This window comes from Acinetobacter sp. ACNIH3, from assembly GCF_002918965.1.
Taxonomy (GTDB): domain Bacteria; phylum Pseudomonadota; class Gammaproteobacteria; order Pseudomonadales; family Moraxellaceae; genus Acinetobacter; species Acinetobacter schindleri.
On record NZ_PQLP01000001.1, the window covers coordinates 205,004 to 223,440 of the forward strand.

The window sequence follows — 18,437 nt, forward strand, 5'->3', positions numbered from 1 at the left end:
CCTCCTTTAGCAAAAGGAGGGTTGAGGAGGATTTGTATGAAAGCTAAAAATCATCCTTCCGATACAGATGCGCCATACGTTCATGCTTGGTCTTAAGATACTGTTCATTAAATGGATTTAGACCAACCGTCAGCGGTACACGATCTACCACATTAATACCCAAATCTTTAAGTGCATTGATTTTTGTAGGGTTATTGGTAATCAAGCGTACTGCTTTTACACCTAAATGATCCAGCATGATGCTACACATATCGTATTGGCGTGCATCGGCTGGCAAGTTTAGCATCAGGTTGGCATCTACGGTGTCATGACCTTGATCCTGTAGGGCATAGGCTCGGATTTTATTGGTTAAACCAATCCCGCGGCCTTCCTGACGCAAGTATAGAATCACACCACGACCGACTTCATTAATCAGCTTTTGTGTCGCCTGAAGTTGCGGTCCACAATCACATTTCAGTGAGGCAAAAGCATCCCCCGTCAAACACTCAGAATGTACACGTACCAGCACGGGTTCATCACTCGATTCTTCCAGTCCTTTAGATAACGCGACATGTTCTTCGCCAGTCTTAGGGTCTTGAAAAACAGTAATTTTAAATTCACCATGAGCGGTAGGTAATCTTGATGTTGCGACAAACTCGATAGGCACAGCTGAACCCGTTAAATCCTGAAATTGCTCAAAGTATAGCGTAATGATTGGACATTAGTAGGGTTGCATAGAGGAATTTCTGGAGAACATTTTCTTTTTTGTATAAAGCGAACGATAATAGTTGATAAACAGTAAGATTATTCAGGATAATCGTATTCTGCAAATTTTACCCTGATCAAGATCATTGTTTAATATTGCGCCGTTAACAGCTTTAGTCAATTGAAGCTGCTACAATTCGACTATATGATCGGGACTCCCCATAGACAGACCTAGCTTAGGATTTGCCAGGCTTTTGAAGGCTTTGCCATTTATGCTGTATACAGAAATACCAACTCAACGCCCTGTAACACCGTTGCTTGATGCGATCGATCATCCAGAGCAATTGCGTTCACTTGAGCAAAATCAGCTTGAGCAGGTGGCCGATGAGTTACGTCAGTACATTTTGTATGCTGCAGGACAAAGTGGTGGGCATTTTGGTGCCAATCTGGGGGTGATTGAGCTGACTGTAGCTTTGCACTATTGCTTCAATACGCCAGACGACCGCCTGATCTGGGATGTAGGTCATCAGGCATATCCGCATAAAGCCTTAACCGGTCGTCGTGAGCAATTAACCACGATTCGTGCCAAAGATGGCTTGGCCGCATTCCCGGCGCGTGATGAATCTGAATTTGATACTTTCGGGGTAGGGCATTCTTCTACTGCGATTTCAGCAGGCTTGGGCATGGCCTTGGCGCGTCGCTATCAAAAGAATCCATGTGAAGTGGTGTCCATTATTGGTGATGGTGCAATGACGGCAGGTATGGCCTTTGAAGCCATGAATGACGCCGTCGCACACAATGCAGATCTGATGGTGGTGCTGAATGATAATGACATGTCGATTTCCTGCAGTACCGGTGGTTTTGCCAAGCATCTCGCTGCACTGTGGGAACGTGGTGAGTCGGTGAATATTACTGAAGAGGGTGAAGCCTTCGTTCAGCCGCATCCAGAATGGGTCTATAACTCACGTCTGCATTGTGCCGCGACTGATGCTGCCGATAACCTGTTTAAGGCGATTGGTTTTGATTATTTTGGTCCTTATGATGGTCATGATCTGAGTCAATTGGTGCATGTGTTTAATGCACTGAAAAAGCGTAAAGGTCCACGTCTGATTCATGTCTATACCAAAAAAGGCAAAGGCTTTGCTCCGGCAGAAGCAGAACAAATTAAATATCATGCGATTAGTCGTTTAAATGCAGGATCTACTGCAAATCCAGCACCAAAATATTCTGATGTCTTTGGTCAATGGTTGTGTGATGAAGCGGCGAAAGATGACCGCTTGCTGGCCATTACCCCAGCCATGTGTGAAGGTTCAGGCATGGTGGAATTTGCTAAGCAATATCCTGAGCGTTTCTTTGATGTCGCGATTGCAGAACAGCATGCGGTAACGCTAGCAGCGGGTATGGCTTGCGAAGGTTTGAAGCCAGTTGTAGCGATCTATTCAACGTTTTTGCAACGTGGTTATGACCAGTTAGTACATGATGTGGCGCTACAAAATCTGGATGTGACGTTTGCTATCGATCGTGCTGGTCTGGTTGGTGAAGATGGTCCGACCCATGCCGGAGCATATGACTATGCTTATATGCGTACCATTCCGAATCTGATGATCATGGCGCCAAAAGACGAAAATGAATGTCGCCAGATGCTACATACTGCGTATCTCTATAAAGGTCCGGCAGCAGTACGTTATCCGCGTGGGAGTGGTCTGGGTGTTGAGATTCAGCAAGACATGGTTGAATTACCAATGGGTCAGGCTGAAATCGTGGCTAGCTTTAATAGTCAGCATGATGACTATATCTCTGTACTGGCATTTGGTAGCCGAGTGCAGGCCGCTATCGATGCAGCCCAAGCCTTTGCTGCAAAACATGATGTGGCAGTACGTGTGGTGAATATGCGTTTCATCAAACCACTGGATACCCAAATGCTGGATGATATCTCGCAAAGTACCACTCTGTTCGTGACAGTCGAAGAACATGCAGTGATGGCAGGTGCGGGCAGTGCAGTCAATGAATATCTGGCTGAAGCGCAGATCGTAAAACCAATTTTAAATCTTGGTCTTGCTGATACCTTTATGGCGCAAGCGACCCATGCACAGATGCTGCAACAGGCAGGACTTGATGCTCAAGGCATTGAAAAGTCAATGAATCAGGCTTGGTCTTCACTTACCCAGTCAGTCTGAAACAACGTCTTCAAAATTTTAGACACATTTTTTTCCCAAAAAGCCCTTATATTTGCTAAAATGTAGGGGCTTTTATGCATTATTCTTTATCAATATCTTCAAATTTGTAGTGGGTGTTCAATGGAACCTATGGTGGTGATGGCTGCGCGTGCGGCTCAATTAGTTGGTCAAGAGCTTTTAAAAGCGCATCAAAATCGTCATAAACTCGATCTACAAGTCGAAGAAAAAGGCATTGATGGTCCTGTAACGCGTGTTGACCGTTATCTGGAGCAACTGACTATCGATACGCTGCGTAAAAGTTATAAAAATCACAGCTTCCTTGGTGAAGAGTTTGGTCTGCAAGAAGGTAAAGGTCACGACGCTGAATGGTGTTGGGTGATTGATCCTCTTGACGGTACACTGAACTTCATCAACGGTTTCCCGCATTTCTGTATCTCTATTGCTGTTCAGCACAAAGGCGTAACCCAACACGGTGTTATTTATGACCCTGTGAAAGACGAGCTATTCTCTGCAAGTCGTGGTCGTGGCGCGATGCTGAACCAGCGTCGTATCCGTGTAAATGTGAAAGACAACTTGCAGAATTCTTTCCTGGCAGTCGGTCATGCTTACCGTGCTCAACGTGGCGGTGAAGTGGTGTCTTATGCGAAAAACCATTTCGAATCACTATTAAACGTTACTGAAGCAGGTGCTCAATACCGCCGTGCAGGTTCTGCTGCGCTGGATCTGGCTTATGTTGCGGCAGGTCGTTTAGATGGTTACTTTGAACTTGGTTTGAAACCTTGGGATATCGCTGCTGGTGAACTGATTGTGAAAGAAGCGGGCGGTACAGTGGTTGATGCACGTGGTGGCAGCGAATCTATGGAAAAAGGTCAGGTCATTGCCTGCTCTATGAAAATGCTGAAACCTTTAATGCAGGCAGTTGTTCCTGCATGGGGCGAGGCAGCTAAATAATCGGGTTTAGACATTTTGGTTTAAAACATATAAGAGGCATCCTAAGGGATGCCTTTTTTATGACTGGATAATATTTTTTTCTGCTAAATATGGTTAAAATATCAACTAATTTTAGATTAATACAAAATAACAATAAAACTTAATGACATTATTTTAAATCCTGCTATAATCCGCGCACGCACTTAATTTCTGTTCGTTACCTGAACATTTCTCTTCTTATCATTGTGTATGCGCGTGCGGTCCAAAGAGAGGACGATATCTCGCGCCCCAATCGCTAAAGCGATTCCTTCAGGTTATGCCGTAATCATGCGTGCGTTATATCACATCGTCGTTACTCGGATCGCCGCTGAATGATCTCTTATTTTCAGCGTATATTGCTGTACCGCTTTTTGTCGATGTTCATTTGACTTTATTTTTAATGGAGCACCCAATTTCCGGGTGAAAGACTCTATGAGCAAAACTTTTGCTGATTTTCCTCTACACGAAACCTTACAACAAGCTTTACAAGCACTAGGCTTTACTGCGCCTACACCTGTACAGGAACTATCTATTCCTGCGGCGCTTGAAGGTAAAGACCTTCTAGTGTCAAGCCAGACTGGTTCTGGTAAAACTGCAGCCTTCCTTCTCCCTACATTGAATGGCCTTGCAACTGAAGATACTTTCGTTCCGTTCAAAGAACGCATGAAAGCGGTAACTCAACCAAATATCCTGGTAATTTCACCAACACGTGAACTTGCACAACAGGTTTGTCAGGATGCGATTGCATTTGTACGTCACATGAAAGGTGTTCGTATTGCTGCAATCATGGGTGGTATGCCATTTGGTAAACAAATCCAACAATTAAAAGGTGCACAAGTTGTAGTTGCGACACCAGGTCGTTTACTTGATCTCGTTAACCGTCGCCAGATTAAACTGGACAAAGTTGATGCGTTAATCGTCGACGAAGCTGACCGTATGTTAGACCTTGGTTTCTCTGAAGACCTAGAGGCAATCGGTGACTTGGCTGCGAACCGTAAACAGACTTTGATGTTCTCTGCTACATTTGCACCGCGTATCATCACGCTTGCTGAACGCATGATGAATGAGCCAGAGCGTATTGCGATCGAAACTGGTCACTCTACGAATACTGACATCACTCAGACTTTGCACTGGACTGATGGCTTTGAGCACAAGAAAAAATTACTGACTCACTGGTTAAACGAAGAAGACGTTGATCAGGCAGTTGTATTCGCTTCTACGCAAGAAGATACCGATATGCTGGCTGAAGAACTTGCTGAAGCAGGTCTATCAGTAGTAGCACTTCACGGTGCAATGCCACAGACAGTTCGTAACCGTCGTCTACGCAGCATCCGTGAAGGTCGTGCGAAAATCTTGGTTGCAACTGACGTTGCAGCACGTGGTCTAGACGTACCAACAATCTCTCACGTCATCAACTTCGGTCTTCCAATGAAGAACGAGGACTATGTACACCGTATTGGTCGTACAGGTCGTGCGGGCCGTACTGGTAAAGCGATTACTTTAGCGACTTACCGTGAACGCGGTAAAATCCGTGCGCTTGAAGACTACCTAGATGCTCGTTTAGAAGTATCTGAAATCGAAGGTCTTGAGCCATCTCCACCTCCTGCACGCGGTAGCCGTGATGGCGCTGGTCGTGGTCGTGGTCGTGGTCGTGATGGCGGCCGTGGTGGCTTCGGCGGTGGTCGTCGTTTCGAAGGTGAAGGTAACTTCAAACGTCGTGATGGTGGTGATGACCGTCCACGTCGTAGCTTCGATGACAAACCTCGTGGCGACCGTCCTGCGTTCGGTGGCGAAGATCGTCCACGTCGTGACTTCAACAGTGATCGTCCACGTCGTGAAGGCGGTTTTGGTGATCGTCCTAAACGTGACTTCGGTGATCGTCCAGCTTCACGTCGTGAAAGTGGTTTCGGTGACCGTCCGCAACGTTCTTTCGATGACCGTCCAAAACGTGATTTTGGCGACCGTCCTCGTTTCGAAGGTTCTGATGACAACCGTGGCAACCGCGTAGACTACAAACCACGTCGTGAAGGTTCTTTCGGTGACCGTCCTAAACGCGATTTCGGTGATCGTCCGGCGCCACGTCGTGAGGGTGGTTTTGGGGATCGTCCTAAACGTGATTTCGGTGATCGTCCGGCGCCACGTCGTGAAGGTGGCTTCGGTGACCGTCCAGCACGTTCATTTGGTGATGACCGTCCTAAACGTGATTTCGGTGGTGATCGTCCACGCCGTAACTTCGATGACAAACCACGTGGTGAGCGTTCGTTCGGTGAAGACCGTCCACGTCGCAAATTTAATGACTAATTGAATCTAGCCAGAAAAAACCAGCGATAACGCTGGTTTTTTTATGGATGCATTTTTTTAAAGTTTTAGGTAAAGTGTGTGCCATTTCTGAATTTGAATCGGTTATGATAACTAATCCTCAAAAATCACACTTGGCTCGTTATATCCATGAGGTTATTATGCCTTATATTGCGCTGATCCTGATCTTATGTAACATCATTCTCTTTCTCTATAATTTTTATAATTGAATGATTATTGAACATATAAGCAAGCGATAAAATTATAAAAATAAATCATGCTTTCTCATTTTTTTCATTCAGATATTGCCTTTTTGCCATTGTAACATTCCGATCAAAAGGTAACATTTAGAGAGTTAATCCTTTATAGTACGCATGCTGAAAAAATGCAGGAAAACGCTTAGCTATGAAAAATCAAACAGCGTTTGAGACTCAATCACTCATAGAAGTGAAAGGTTTGAGCTTCAAGCGAGGCGAACGTGTGATTTATGAGAATGTCAGCCTGAACATTCGACGTGGTCAGATCACTGCCATTATGGGACCTTCTGGTACCGGTAAAACTACATTATTACGTCTTATTGGCGGACAGCTAACGCCAGATCAGGGACAGGTGTTGCTGGATGGCAAGGATATCGCACGCATGTCACGTCACGAGCTATTTGCTGCACGTGCACGTATGGGTATGTTATTCCAGAGCGGTGCATTGTTTACAGATATGAGTGTCTATGAAAATGTCGCTTTCCCGATTCGTGCACATACCAAATTGCCTGAGCACTTGATCGCAGAAATCGTGGCGCTCAAGCTGGAATCTGTCGGTCTGCGCGGTGCAGAGCAGATGATGCCCTCTGAATTATCTGGTGGTATGAACCGTCGTGTGGCTCTAGCACGTGCGATTGCACTTGACCCAGAGCTGATCATGTATGACGAACCATTCGCCGGGCAAGACCCGATTGTGATGGGCGTATTAACACGTCTGATTCGTTCCCTGCGTGAAGCATTAGACCTGACTACAATTATCGTTTCGCATGATGTAGCAGAAACTCTATCCATTGCGGACTACATTTACGTAGTGGCAGAAGGGAAGATCCAGGGCGAAGGTACACCTGAAGAATTAAAAGCACATCCTTCTGCATTTGTTCAGCAGTTCCTGACGGGTTCCGTTGAGGGGCCTGTGGATTATCAGTTTAGTCATGCGGCTTATTTAAGTGATGAGGTGCGTTCATGAATGCAATTGCCTTATTGGGTAGACGTGTCATAGAACGTGTGCGCGGGATTGGGGTTGCGACCCTAATGCTGTTGCAAATTCTGATTTCGATGCCAACCTGGCTGGGGTTTAAGCTATTTGTCTACCAGATGTATCGTGTTGGGGTGCTCTCTTTACTGATCATCGTAGTTTCGGGTCTGTTTATTGGTGCTGTCCTCGGTTTGCAGATGTATACCATTCTGGCGACCTTCGGCAGTGAGGCGATGTTAGGTACCGCAGTAGCTCTAACCTTATTACGCGAACTGGCACCTGTTGTGGCCGCTTTACTGTTTGCCGGTCGTGCCGGTTCCGCATTGACAGCCGAAATCGGTCTGATGAAAGCCACTGAACAGTTATCCAGCATGGAGATGATTGGGGTTGATCCGCTGAAAAGGGTCATTTCACCACGTCTTTGGGCAGGGATTTTCAGTCTGCCTATGCTGTCCGTAATTTTTGCTGCCGTGGGGATTATGGGCGGTAAAATGGTCGGTGTAGATTTCCTTGGCGCAGATGAAGGTGCGTACTGGAGCGGCATGGAAAGTACCGTGCAGTTCTACAAGGATATCTTTAACGGTACCATCATTAAAAGTTTTGTATTTGCATTGATTTGTACATGGATTGCGGTCTATCAGGGTTATGCCTGTGAACCGACATCTGAAGGGATTGCAACGTCCACAACACGTACTGTGGTGTATTCATCGTTGTGTGTTTTAGGTTTTGATTTCGTGTTGACTGCGGTCATGTTCGGAGGTGTTTAATGAAATCACGTACCAGTGAGCTGGCCGTTGGTGTTTTTGTCATTCTGTTTGGAATTGCAATTTTCTTCCTGGCAATGCGTGTCAGTGGTTTGGTCGGAACCAATATTGCCGACAGCTATAAAATGACAGCAACTTTTGAAAATGTAAATGGCATTAAGCCACGTACCAAAGTGGCTTTAAGCGGTGTGAAAGTCGGTCAGGTCGATACGATTACACTTGATCCAGTCACCCGATTAGCCACTGTACATATGACGCTAGATGGTTCATTGACATCATTTAATGCTGAACAGTTAAAGAAAGTACAGCAAGAAGCCCTAGATGAGTTACGTTACAGCACTGACTATGAAGCTGCGGCACCTGCGCAACAAAAAGCAATGGAAAAGCAACTCTTAGACAACATGACATCCATTACCAATATTGATGAAGATGCTTACATTATGGTAGCAACCAATGGTTTGCTGGGTGAAAAGTATTTGAAAATTATTCCAGGCGGCGGTCTGAATTATTTGAAACGTGGTGATCATATTGCCAATACCCAAGGCACGATGGAAATTGAAGATTTAATTACCAAATTCGTGACAGGTGGAGCAGGCAGTAAGTCATCAGAAACTCAGGAGGCATCTGCTGATGCAGTAACTTCTGAAGCTACAGATGCAGAACCTGCATTTGTTGAATAATGATTGAGGAAATTTGAGTGAATATTTTAGTAAAGCAAACCCTTGCAGCAAGCATTCTATCTACTATGGCGATGGGAAGTGTTTTCGCTGCACCGGCTGAAGCACCACCTGCATTTATCAAGAAAGTTGCAGACAATCTGGTGGCTCGTCTGAAAGCAGACCATAGCAAGTTGCAGAGCAATCCGGCACTGGTGAAAACTATTATTCGTCAGAATCTTGATCCATATATCGATTCACAAGCATTTACCCGCATTGTGATGGGAACGTATGCAACTAATCAGTATAGCTCTGCTGCACAGCGTGCTCAGTTTGAACGTAATTTCCGTGAAACGCTGACTGAAAATTATGGTTCAGCATTTGCCAAATATACCAACCAGTCTTATACCATGCGTCCGTACAAAGACACGGGTAGCAAAAATCCAGTTGTAACCATTGATTTCCATAATAATGGCGAGAAAATTCCGGTTTCTTTCCAGTTGGCCGATAAAGGTTCACAATGGAAAATCCGTAATATCAACGTGTCTGGTATCGATCTAGGTTTACAGTTCCGTAACCAGTTTGCAGCGACTGTAAAACGTAATGGCGGTAACCTGGATAAAGCAATCGCAAACTTCAAGCCAGATGCAGAAGCAGCGGTTGAAAAGAAAAAATAAGATAGGTGAACTGTGATCAAATTCAGTAATCAGGAACTGCATGTTGTAGGCAAAATCGACTATAACAATGCGCAGCAATACTATGAACAGGGGCTGCGTGAAATTCAGTCACAGACAGTTTTTCCTATTGTGGTAAATCTGGCTGAGCTTGAAAGCGGCAGTACTTTGGCTTTAGCGATATTGGTCAGATGGTTACGTCAGACGCCACAAGCCAAAGGATTGCAGTTTAAAGCCGTTCCTGCAAAAGTGATGAAGATCATACAGTCCTGTCACCTAGAGAATGATTTACAGATCATTCAGTAAAAAGAAAAAGCACCGAAAGGTGCTTTTTTATTGTGATTAGATTTTAAAAAAATAATGAAAATCAAATAGATCTAAGTATAGATTGCAAGTCCTCTTTCTCAGGGAGAGTTAAAGAGAGGGTGAAAATTCTCACCTAACTCCTCCTCTGGAAAAGGAGGGGGAATTTTCTTCACTTTTTTAGAGAGAAGTTGATCAGGGATTAAATAGATATAAATTAAATACAGAGATTTCTTGCGCTTTGCTTTGAAGCAGGGCCTCAAAGCTCGCTCAAATCCATTTCTTCCATCTAAAGTAAATCAACGGTCCAATAAAGAATGCGACCAGAATCAGCCCGACAATAATAAAGCTGGTGGTGCCATGTGCAAAAGGCAGAACTTCTGTGTTCATCCCATAAATACTCGCAATCAGCATTGGTGGCGCAAGCATACTTGGCAAGATCGAGAATCGACGGATTGTGTCATTCTGTTCGGTATTAATGAATCCGGAAGTGGTATCGAGCAGGAATCGCACCTTTTGGAACAGGAACGCATCATGCTCAACCAGAGAGCGTACATCTTCACTGAGCTCTCGAATGTCCGCATCGTAGATATGACTACCGAGCGCCCGTGGACGGGACAGGAAGGTCAGTACCCGGCGTAAATCGATCAGACAGAGCTGGGCTTTTCCAAGCATATCCTCGAGCTGTGCCAGACGGGTAATCATGTCATCCAGATCCAGAATCTGTTCACGATGGCGGTTATTCAGAACTTCGGTTGAGTATTTTTCCAGATCCTTGTGCACATCTTCCAGAATATCCGCCAGCTCATCCAGCTTGGCTTCAAGCAGGCCAAGTAGAATCCAGGTCGGATCCTTATAATCAATCTCATAATCATTGCGGCGCGCACGAGCACGAAAGGCACGGAACGCGACCAGTTTTTCCCCACGCAAGGTAAACAGCCGATCTTTATGCAGAATGAAGGCGACGGTTTGCACCGTGGCTAAAATGCTGGATTGATCTTCAGTATCTTCTTCGACCTGATAGTTTTTATTTTTCGTTAAAAAATAAGTGCTGATATGCAAAATACCGTCATCATCGCGGTAGAATCGGGCACTGGATGAAATGTCTTCTAATGATTTGAGCGTAGGAAGATTTTGCTCATAAGCATCCATGATCCATTGCTGCTCTTCCTGTGAAGGAGCAATCAGATCAACCCAAACCAAATCTTGATGTAAATCAAAGTCGCCATTAATAGTGGCATCTTCTAGGCTACCGCGCTCTGTGGCATAAAAGGCTTCAAGCATGCTGTCTTTTCTCCCTTGCGCAGTATGTAAATTGGAATGGGTGTATTTTAGACAAGGAATTGAATAAAAACACTGATTGAACAGTTATTTTTTCAAAAAAAGCTTCGATCAGGGATTCCTTGCGATACAGCTAGAACTAAATGGTGAAAAATGATGAATTCTATCGCAATTTTTTGTGGTTCCGCACTGGGGATCGCTCCTGTTTATACCGAGATTGCTGAAAAAGTCGGCCAGACGCTGGCATCTAGACAGCAAACTCTGATTTATGGTGGTGGCCGTTCAGGCTTGATGGGAATTGTTGCGGACAGTACTCTGGCTGCGGGCGGCCAAGTGATTGGGGTGATTCCAAAACAGCTGGTAGACCGTGAACTGGCCCATCCTGGTCTGACTGAACTGCATATTGTTGAAAATATGCACGAGCGCAAAACCAAAATGTCAGAACTGGCAGATGGTTTTATTGCGATACCGGGTGGTGTAGGAACACTGGAAGAAATCTTTGAGCAATGGACCTGGGCACAGCTCGGTATTCATGAAAAGCCATGCGCATTTTTAAATGCAGAAAACTTCTATACCGGTTTGATTCAATTTATTCAGCACACGACTGAACAGGGTTTTACCAAGGCACGTTTTACCGAGAAACTCATTGTCAGTGAAGAAATTGAAACAATTCTGGATGCTTTTGAGAATTATCAACCACCGCAAGCGAAATGGGGGATGGTTGATCAGCAAGATCTCGTGAAATAAGCCCATTGATCATTTTTAAATTTGAGTTGTTATGAAAGTTATTACTGTTGCCGCCGGCATTGTACTGAATGAAGCACAGCAATTATTGGTTGTGCGTAAGAAAGGCACCAGCTGCTTTATGCAGGTGGGTGGCAAGCTGGAACCGAATGAAGCACCTGAAGTGACGATTGTTCGTGAAATTCAGGAGGAAATCTGCTGTCAGGCTGAAGTGCAGCAATTTGTGGGTCGTTTTGAAACGAAGACCGCGAATGAACCCGACCACCAACTGGTCAGTTATGTATATCTGGTCAAACTGGATCAAATGCCCAAAATTGAGGCGGAGATTGCCGAGATGAAATGGATTGATCTCAATGAACGAGACTTAGCACTGGCCCCGTTAACCACAGAAATTGTAATTCCATGGGTGAAGTCAAATCTTTTAGCCCAAGCTTAATTTAAAGCTTTGCACCTGCGACACAGGCTGTATAAATTTGCTGGCAGCCAAGTTCTTCGAGCTTCTGATTAAGTGCACGAATTGAACTACCAGTTGTTACCACATCATCAATAATCAGTACTTTACGATAACGCAATTTTGATGATGTACTGATCTGAAATTGTGCTTCAATATCTTCAATCCGTTCCAGGCGGCTTAAGCCTTTTTGTGAATGCTGTTTGAGCCGGCTTACCGGTTGCCATACTGGAACCTTGAGATGCTTTGCGACCTGTTTAGCCAGCAGTAAGGACTGGTTATAGCCACGCTGTACCAGTTTGTCTGTCGAGATTGGCATCGGAACGACTGCGCTGACTTTGGGAAGTTTTAAACTGATAAGCGCGCCTGCTAACAAGTTTTCCAGATAAAGCTTCTGTTCATATTTGAACAACTGAATCAGACGATCTATCGGATAATCATAATGGCAGGCAATCTGTACCTGCATTTCCTGGCGCTGGATGGTCTGACGTGCCCAAGGTAGCTGGTTCCAGCAATCCTGGCATACTGAGTGAATTGTTTGATAATCGTTGTGACAAAGCTGGCAAGGCTGTAACTTGCCCAGCCAATGCTTGCCTTGCTGAATCAGCTTAGACATAAGCATAACGTGGCGCCTCAGGTAACCAGCGTTTTAATAACGCATCGGCCTGTTTCGGATAATCCTTTAACATCTGCTGCGCCACATAATGTGCCTGATTGAGTAGGTGGTCATCGCGTTCCAGCTTGGCTACCCGGAAACCCATATCTCCAGTTTGTTTGGTGCCAAGCAGTTCACCTGGACCACGCAGTTCCAGATCCTTTTCCGCGATGATAAAACCGTCATTGGTTTCACGCATGATACGCAAACGTTCCTGACCATTCTGAGAAAGGGGATGCTTATACAGGAGTACACAGAAACTGGCTTTGGCACCCCGACCAACACGTCCACGCAGCTGATGCAGTTGTGAGAGTCCGAGACGCTCGGCATTCTCAATCACCATCAGAGAAGCATTCGGTACATCGACACCCACCTCAATCACGGTCGTGGCAATCAATAGCTGCAATTCATTATTTTTAAATTGTTGCATCACTGCCTGCTTTTCATCAGGCCTCATCTTGCCATGGACCAGACCAATATTGATTTCCGGGAAGCGTTCCTTAATTTCGGCAAAAGTGGCTTCTGCTGCTTGGGCATCCAACGTTTCTGACTGTTCGACCAGAGTACAGACCCAATAGGCCTGCTTGCCTTCAGCACAGTTAGTGGCAATACGCTGTAGTACTTCTTCACGGCGATCCAGTGGGATAGTTACGGTTTGGATCGGGGTACGACCTGGTGGCAGTTCATCAATAACTGAAGTGTCCAGATCGCCATACGCAGACATGGCAAGCGTACGTGGAATTGGTGTCGCCGTCATGACCAGTTGATGCGGTGACATGCCATCCAGCCCTTTATTGCGTAGAGCCAGACGCTGATCCACACCAAAGCGATGCTGTTCATCAATAATTACCAGCCCCAATTTGGCAAACTCGACATTTTCCTGAAACAAGGCATGGGTGCCGACCACCAGATTGGCACTACCATCTCTAATGCTTTGTTCTGCCGCAGTACGAGCTTTACCTTTTTGTTTGCCAGATAACCAGGAAACAGTCAGTCCCAGTGGCTCAAACCATTTTTTAAAATTCAGATAATGCTGTTCTGCCAGAATTTCGGTTGGTGCCATGAGGGCCACTTGCCAGCCTTCTTCCAGAGCATGACAGGCTGCCACACCAGCAACCAATGTTTTACCTGCACCGACATCGCCCTGTACCAGACGCAACATCGGTTTGTTGCCTTTCATGTCATGGGCAACTTCTCGTGAAACACGTTTTTGCGCCCCCGTCATTTCAAAAGGTAGACCCGCGAGCAACAGTTTGGCATAACGCTTACTTGGTGAAAATGCAGGCGCTTCAATCTGCTGAATAAAGGCACGGCGGGTCAGTAAACTGATCTGATGCGCGACCAGTTCCTCAAAGATCAAACGCTGCTGGGCGGGGTGGGAACCCTGTGCCAGCTGCAACATATTGGCATCGACTGGAGGATGATGAATATATTCCAGTGCCTGCTTCAGGTCATAGCCATTGCTGAATTGAGCTGGTAACAGTTCCGGCAGATCATCACTGTGTAGGGCGAGCGCCTGCTTGATATATTCACGTAATTTGGGTTGGGTCAGGCCTTCAGTTGCCGGATAGATCGCCGTAAGTTGTGTCTGCGGAAGTGGGGTATGTTCAGTAATGACCTGTAATTCGGGGTGATACATTTCCAGGCCACGGGCACCAACACGCACTTCGCCAAAAACTCTTAATCTTGCACCAACTTTGCAGCGGTCGGTAATGCCTTTATAGATATGATAGAAACGTAGCGTCACCTTGCCGCAATCATCATCCAGCAGTACGGCCATGGACTTGCGTTTACCTGGTGGAAAATCTACGCCTTTGACAATACCTTCCAGCAAATAGCTACGTCCCACAGTCAATTGATTCATGGGAATGATCGTGCTACGGTCTTCGTAGTCACGTGGCAGATGAAAGAGCAAATCATCAGTTGTGAACAGATTTAATTTTTCAAGTAATGTGGCGGCGGCATTGCCGACACCTTGTAACTGATGGACTGCAGCCATGTCCCCTCAACCAGGTTTTGTGATTCGGTGCTGAATGCATATTTTATTTATCGGTTATGGTAAAACATCCGCACGCATAGCTAAACAATTATTTGAGCAAGGTCATCAAATTAGCACAATCAGTCGCAGTGCGAAAACAGATTCCTGTGCCACTCATCATGTTCAGGATGTGCATCAGCTCGATTTAATCAGCCTTGCACCGATTGACTGGGTCTACGTCTTGCTCAGTCCTGACCAAAGTACGCTCGAAGCTTATCAGCAGACTTATCTGGACTCAGTCGGTCCAATTGTTAGGGCGCTAAAATCCCATCCGATACAACGTCTGGTTGTTGTATCTTCCACCCGGGTCTATGGTGAGAATGCCGGAGAGCAGGTGGGTGATGACAGTGCAATTTATCCGAATGATCCGCAAGGCAAAGTCCTGCATCAAATGGAGCAGACTTATTTAGCTGCTTATCCAGACCAATGTACGATCATCCGCCCAAGTGGGATTTATGGAACTTCAGTTGCACGCTTGGAAAAAATGGCACGATCTATGACCAGTTATCCAAATCTGCACTGGTCGAATCGGATTCATATTGAAGACTTGTCACGTTTTATGGCTGAGATGATTCACGTGGAACATCTTGAATCTTCATATATTTTGACCAATAACCAGCCACAACTGTTGCATGAAGTTCTGCAATGGTTTCAGCAGCAGATGAGATTGCCTTTATTAAAGGTAGACAGTGAGCAGGTGACAGGGAAGAAACTATATGCTACCCGTATGCAAAAAATGGGATATGAGTTAAAGCATCCGGACTGTTATGAGGATTATTTAGAATTGATGAAGTTAGCCACTCATCTTGAATAAAGTTGAGTTCCCTCTCCTTTTAGGAGAGGGTTAGGGAGAGGTAAGTTTTTAAACATTTTCTCTCATCCCTCTCGCGAGCAGTGCTTCTCATCCCAGAGGGAGAAGGAGCTTAAATAATCTTACTTTTTCTTCCGTTTCGCACGCTTCTTGGCTTGTTCAGCTGCCAAGGCATCCAAAGCTTCTTTCAATTCTTCATCCGTAAAGGCTGTAAGATTATGAAGCATTTGCAGCTTTACTTCATCCAGTACCAGATCAGCATACTGAGCGATATTTTTGAAGCTTTCATCAAAGACAATCGCATTGTCTTCATTGGTACTGATATAACCTTTTTGAGTTAGCGTTTTGATAAAGCTTTGGAATAGTGCCTTATCAAAGAATTCTGGTGAATTGAATTCATACAGTACAGACAGACGCTGACCTACCAGATGGCTTAATTCTTCAACCTGACGGGTGGAGATATTGCCTGAACCACGTTGGGTAATCAGTGCCAGCGTCATGTAATAGCGCTCGATACTTTGCATGACAGGTGCAGCCAAAACTTCTAGCTGATGATGCGCTTCGCTGTTTGGTGTAGGTGCAACCAGATTTTCACCATCCTGTGCAATCAACTTCGCTGCAATTAAGGCATCAATATAAGCGTTTACTGGTACCTTGATTTCATCTTCATGCCATTTCAGAAACAGTTCAGCTTTCAGGAATGGATACAGCGTGCTGCTGATATTTACCAGATCATCACGGCGAATAATGCCATTATGATTTACCAGGGCGGCTACCAGTGATGGTAATACAAAAGCATGCACAATATTGTTGCGGAAATAGGTCAGTAAAATTGCCTGATTATCTTCGATAGCGATAATATTGCCCAGCACATGATTGACGCGTTTGATCAGTTTTAACTTCATTGCATAGGCAATGATTTCTTTCCCTGACAACGGCGTCACTTGCATACGTTCATCATATGGCAAAGACGTCAGCAGATTACGATAAGTATCTAACTGTTTGATACAAATCGCCTCATCCAGTGTGTGTTTTGGTGTCGCTAATAAAATGAGTGACAACAGGGATACTGGGTTAATGACGGCTGCACGGTTAATATTTTCCAGAATTGCCTGTGCAGAACTATTTACTGCTTCAGATACTGCTGGCGGGATTGGATCATCATTCTTTTCAATCTTGATTTCATCTGCACCATGCTGTTTCAGCATGTCATCCAGAAAGACGGGTTCACCAAAATTCAGATGTACCTTACCGAAAATACGTTCAATCTTGCGCAAGGTTTTTAGGATGCCAAAAATAGATTCCGCTTCTTTTTCCTTACCGTTCATTTCACCTACATAAGTTGCACCTTCCATCAGACGTTCATAGCCGATATAGGTGGGTACAAATACGATAGGCTTCGCTTTGCCACGCAAATGACCATGCACGGTCATTGCCAGCATACCGGTTTTCGGTGGCAACAGACGGCCGGTACGTGAACGGCCCCCTTCAATAAAGTATTCCAGTGGAGTATTACGTGACAGAACGCTATACAGATATTCTTTGAAAACTGTTGTATAAAGTGCATTACCGCGGAAAGTACGGCGGATAAAGAAGGCACCACCGCCACGCAAGATCTGGCCAACAAATGGCATGTTCAGGTTATCACCCGCTGCGATATACGGCACCATCAGACCACGACGATAAATCACATAAGACAATAACAGGTAGTCGATATGACTACGGTGACATGGTGCATAGACAATTTCATAGTCTTTCGCCAGTTCACGTACCGTACTGAAGTTATGTACATCAATGCCGTCATAGAGCTGAGTCCAGAGACGGGTCAGGGCCTTATCAGCAAAACGTACGGTTGAGTTGGAATAATCTGATACGATTTCATTTAAATAACCAATGGCACGGCGTTCAGCTTCATCCACACTGATCTTGCTGCGGATACTTTCATTACGGATAGCCGCCTGCACATCTGGAGATTTAATCAGACCCTGCATCACATTACGGCGATCTGAAAGGTCAGGTCCCAGCACTACTTCACGTTGGGCATCCAGATAGTCATTCAAGGTACTGACAATATAAGTTGCTGGAGACAGGTTTGGATGTGTCACTTTGGCATGATCAATCAGTGCACGCAGAGACTGTGCTTCATGGAACTCCAGATAAGACTGACGACCATGCAGGCCAATATTCACCAGCTGTTTCATCTTGCTTGGTGTTGACCAGGTGTCGGTAAATAACAATTTGAACCAGGAATCTTCTTTCTCTGGCTCACGACCCCATAGCACGGTCACCGGAATCAGTTCCACATCCAGTTCTGGATTCTGTTCCAGTGCTTCAATCAGACGCAGCAGACGTGGTGGAAAAGCATGTGGCGGTGAGCTCAGCAGATTGCTTTCATCATGATATTGCAGGAACAATACCGAAGCTTTTTCCCGGCGCGTACCTAAATCCATTGGATCAAGTGCAGCAGGCAATTTGAGACGACGGGTTTCACCATCTACCACCAGCGCATTACTGCGAGAATGGTTTTGCAGAACATAACAGACAATCTTTTTCTGATCTTGCTGGTCAGCCGCTGGAGCAGGGACTTCCGTTGGTACTTCCCCAAGTACATGCGGGGTAACCACAAGTTCAAGCATCTTACTTGAAAGCTTGCGATACATTTGACCAAAGCCACTCTTGGACATACCTACTCCTAATTT

16 protein-coding genes are annotated in these 18,437 nt (G+C 45.3%); 11 read left to right on the forward strand and 5 right to left on the reverse strand.

Features of this window, described 5'->3' with window-relative positions; all coding sequences use genetic code 11:
• Nucleotides 1-43: 43 nt before the first annotated feature.
• Complete coding sequence (ribA, locus tag C3420_RS01020; RefSeq protein ID WP_048881805.1) at nucleotides 44-646, reverse strand: GTP cyclohydrolase II; 603 nt, start codon at nucleotides 644-646, stop codon at nucleotides 44-46.
• Nucleotides 647-956: 310 nt separating this feature from the next.
• Between ribA and dxs the strand changes: the two genes are divergently transcribed.
• From dxs to C3420_RS01060, 8 genes are all read left to right on the forward strand, one after another.
• Nucleotides 957-2,861, forward strand: coding sequence for a 1-deoxy-D-xylulose-5-phosphate synthase (dxs, locus tag C3420_RS01025; protein ID WP_103799829.1), 1,905 nt, complete (start codon nucleotides 957-959; stop codon nucleotides 2,859-2,861).
• A 120-nt stretch (nucleotides 2,862-2,981) separates the two neighbouring features.
• The gene (locus C3420_RS01030; protein ID WP_004809859.1) at nucleotides 2,982-3,812 is read left to right on the forward strand and encodes an inositol monophosphatase family protein; all 831 of its coding nucleotides are present in this window, start codon (nucleotides 2,982-2,984) and stop codon (nucleotides 3,810-3,812) included.
• A 450-nt stretch (nucleotides 3,813-4,262) separates the two neighbouring features.
• Nucleotides 4,263-6,131 carry a DEAD/DEAH box helicase gene (locus tag C3420_RS01035; protein WP_103799830.1) on the forward strand — a complete coding sequence of 623 codons (1,869 nt, stop codon included), beginning with the start codon at nucleotides 4,263-4,265 and terminating at the stop codon, nucleotides 6,129-6,131.
• Nucleotides 6,132-6,533: 402 nt separating this feature from the next.
• Nucleotides 6,534-7,352: an ABC transporter ATP-binding protein gene (locus tag C3420_RS01040; protein WP_048881808.1), complete on the forward strand. Its 819-nt coding sequence runs from the start codon at nucleotides 6,534-6,536 to the stop codon at nucleotides 7,350-7,352.
• Nucleotides 7,349-8,128, forward strand: a complete 780-nt coding sequence (gene mlaE / locus C3420_RS01045; RefSeq protein WP_004809853.1) for a lipid asymmetry maintenance ABC transporter permease subunit MlaE — start codon at nucleotides 7,349-7,351, stop codon at nucleotides 8,126-8,128. The genes C3420_RS01040 and mlaE overlap by 4 nt, the downstream gene beginning before the upstream one ends.
• Entirely contained in the window at nucleotides 8,128-8,805 is a 678-nt protein-coding gene (locus tag C3420_RS01050; protein WP_103799831.1) for an outer membrane lipid asymmetry maintenance protein MlaD, read from the forward strand. Before mlaE ends, C3420_RS01050 begins: the two co-directional genes overlap by 1 nt.
• 17 nt (nucleotides 8,806-8,822) lie before the next feature.
• Nucleotides 8,823-9,458: an MlaC/ttg2D family ABC transporter substrate-binding protein gene (locus tag C3420_RS01055; protein WP_103799832.1), complete on the forward strand. Its 636-nt coding sequence runs from the start codon at nucleotides 8,823-8,825 to the stop codon at nucleotides 9,456-9,458.
• 12 nt (nucleotides 9,459-9,470) lie between these two features.
• Nucleotides 9,471-9,761, forward strand: coding sequence for an STAS domain-containing protein (locus C3420_RS01060; RefSeq protein WP_004896164.1), 291 nt, complete (start codon nucleotides 9,471-9,473; stop codon nucleotides 9,759-9,761).
• A 267-nt stretch (nucleotides 9,762-10,028) separates the two neighbouring features.
• Here C3420_RS01060 and C3420_RS01065 read toward each other — a convergent pair whose 3' ends face one another.
• Nucleotides 10,029-11,042, reverse strand: coding sequence for a CorA family divalent cation transporter (locus C3420_RS01065; RefSeq protein ID WP_004809844.1), 1,014 nt, complete (start codon nucleotides 11,040-11,042; stop codon nucleotides 10,029-10,031).
• A 153-nt stretch (nucleotides 11,043-11,195) separates the two neighbouring features.
• Between C3420_RS01065 and C3420_RS01070 the strand changes: the two genes are divergently transcribed.
• Together C3420_RS01070 and C3420_RS01075 are read left to right on the forward strand one after the other, a co-directional pair.
• Complete coding sequence (locus tag C3420_RS01070; RefSeq protein WP_103799833.1) at nucleotides 11,196-11,786, forward strand: TIGR00730 family Rossman fold protein; 591 nt, start codon at nucleotides 11,196-11,198, stop codon at nucleotides 11,784-11,786.
• 31 nt (nucleotides 11,787-11,817) lie between these two features.
• A complete protein-coding gene (locus tag C3420_RS01075) occupies nucleotides 11,818-12,219 on the forward strand; it encodes an NUDIX hydrolase (RefSeq protein ID WP_076754388.1) in 402 nt (133 codons plus the stop codon).
• Between the two features lies 1 nt (nucleotide 12,220).
• Here C3420_RS01075 and C3420_RS01080 read toward each other — a convergent pair whose 3' ends face one another.
• A complete protein-coding gene (locus C3420_RS01080; RefSeq protein ID WP_103799834.1) occupies nucleotides 12,221-12,856 on the reverse strand; it encodes a ComF family protein in 636 nt (211 codons plus the stop codon).
• Nucleotides 12,843-14,888 carry an ATP-dependent DNA helicase RecG gene (gene recG / locus C3420_RS01085; protein WP_103799835.1) on the reverse strand — a complete coding sequence of 682 codons (2,046 nt, stop codon included), beginning with the start codon at nucleotides 14,886-14,888 and terminating at the stop codon, nucleotides 12,843-12,845. The genes C3420_RS01080 and recG overlap by 14 nt, the downstream gene beginning before the upstream one ends.
• Nucleotides 14,889-14,922: 34 nt before the next feature.
• Between recG and C3420_RS01090 the strand changes: the two genes are divergently transcribed.
• Complete coding sequence (locus C3420_RS01090) at nucleotides 14,923-15,741, forward strand: NAD-dependent epimerase/dehydratase family protein (RefSeq protein ID WP_103799836.1); 819 nt, start codon at nucleotides 14,923-14,925, stop codon at nucleotides 15,739-15,741.
• Nucleotides 15,742-15,860: 119 nt separating this feature from the next.
• On the opposite strand, the gene plsB is transcribed toward C3420_RS01090, so the two are convergent.
• Nucleotides 15,861-18,422 (reverse strand): glycerol-3-phosphate 1-O-acyltransferase PlsB, encoded by a 2,562-nt coding sequence (gene plsB / locus C3420_RS01095; protein WP_004896151.1) that lies wholly within the window; start codon nucleotides 18,420-18,422, stop codon nucleotides 15,861-15,863.
• Nucleotides 18,423-18,437: the final 15 nt, after the last annotated feature.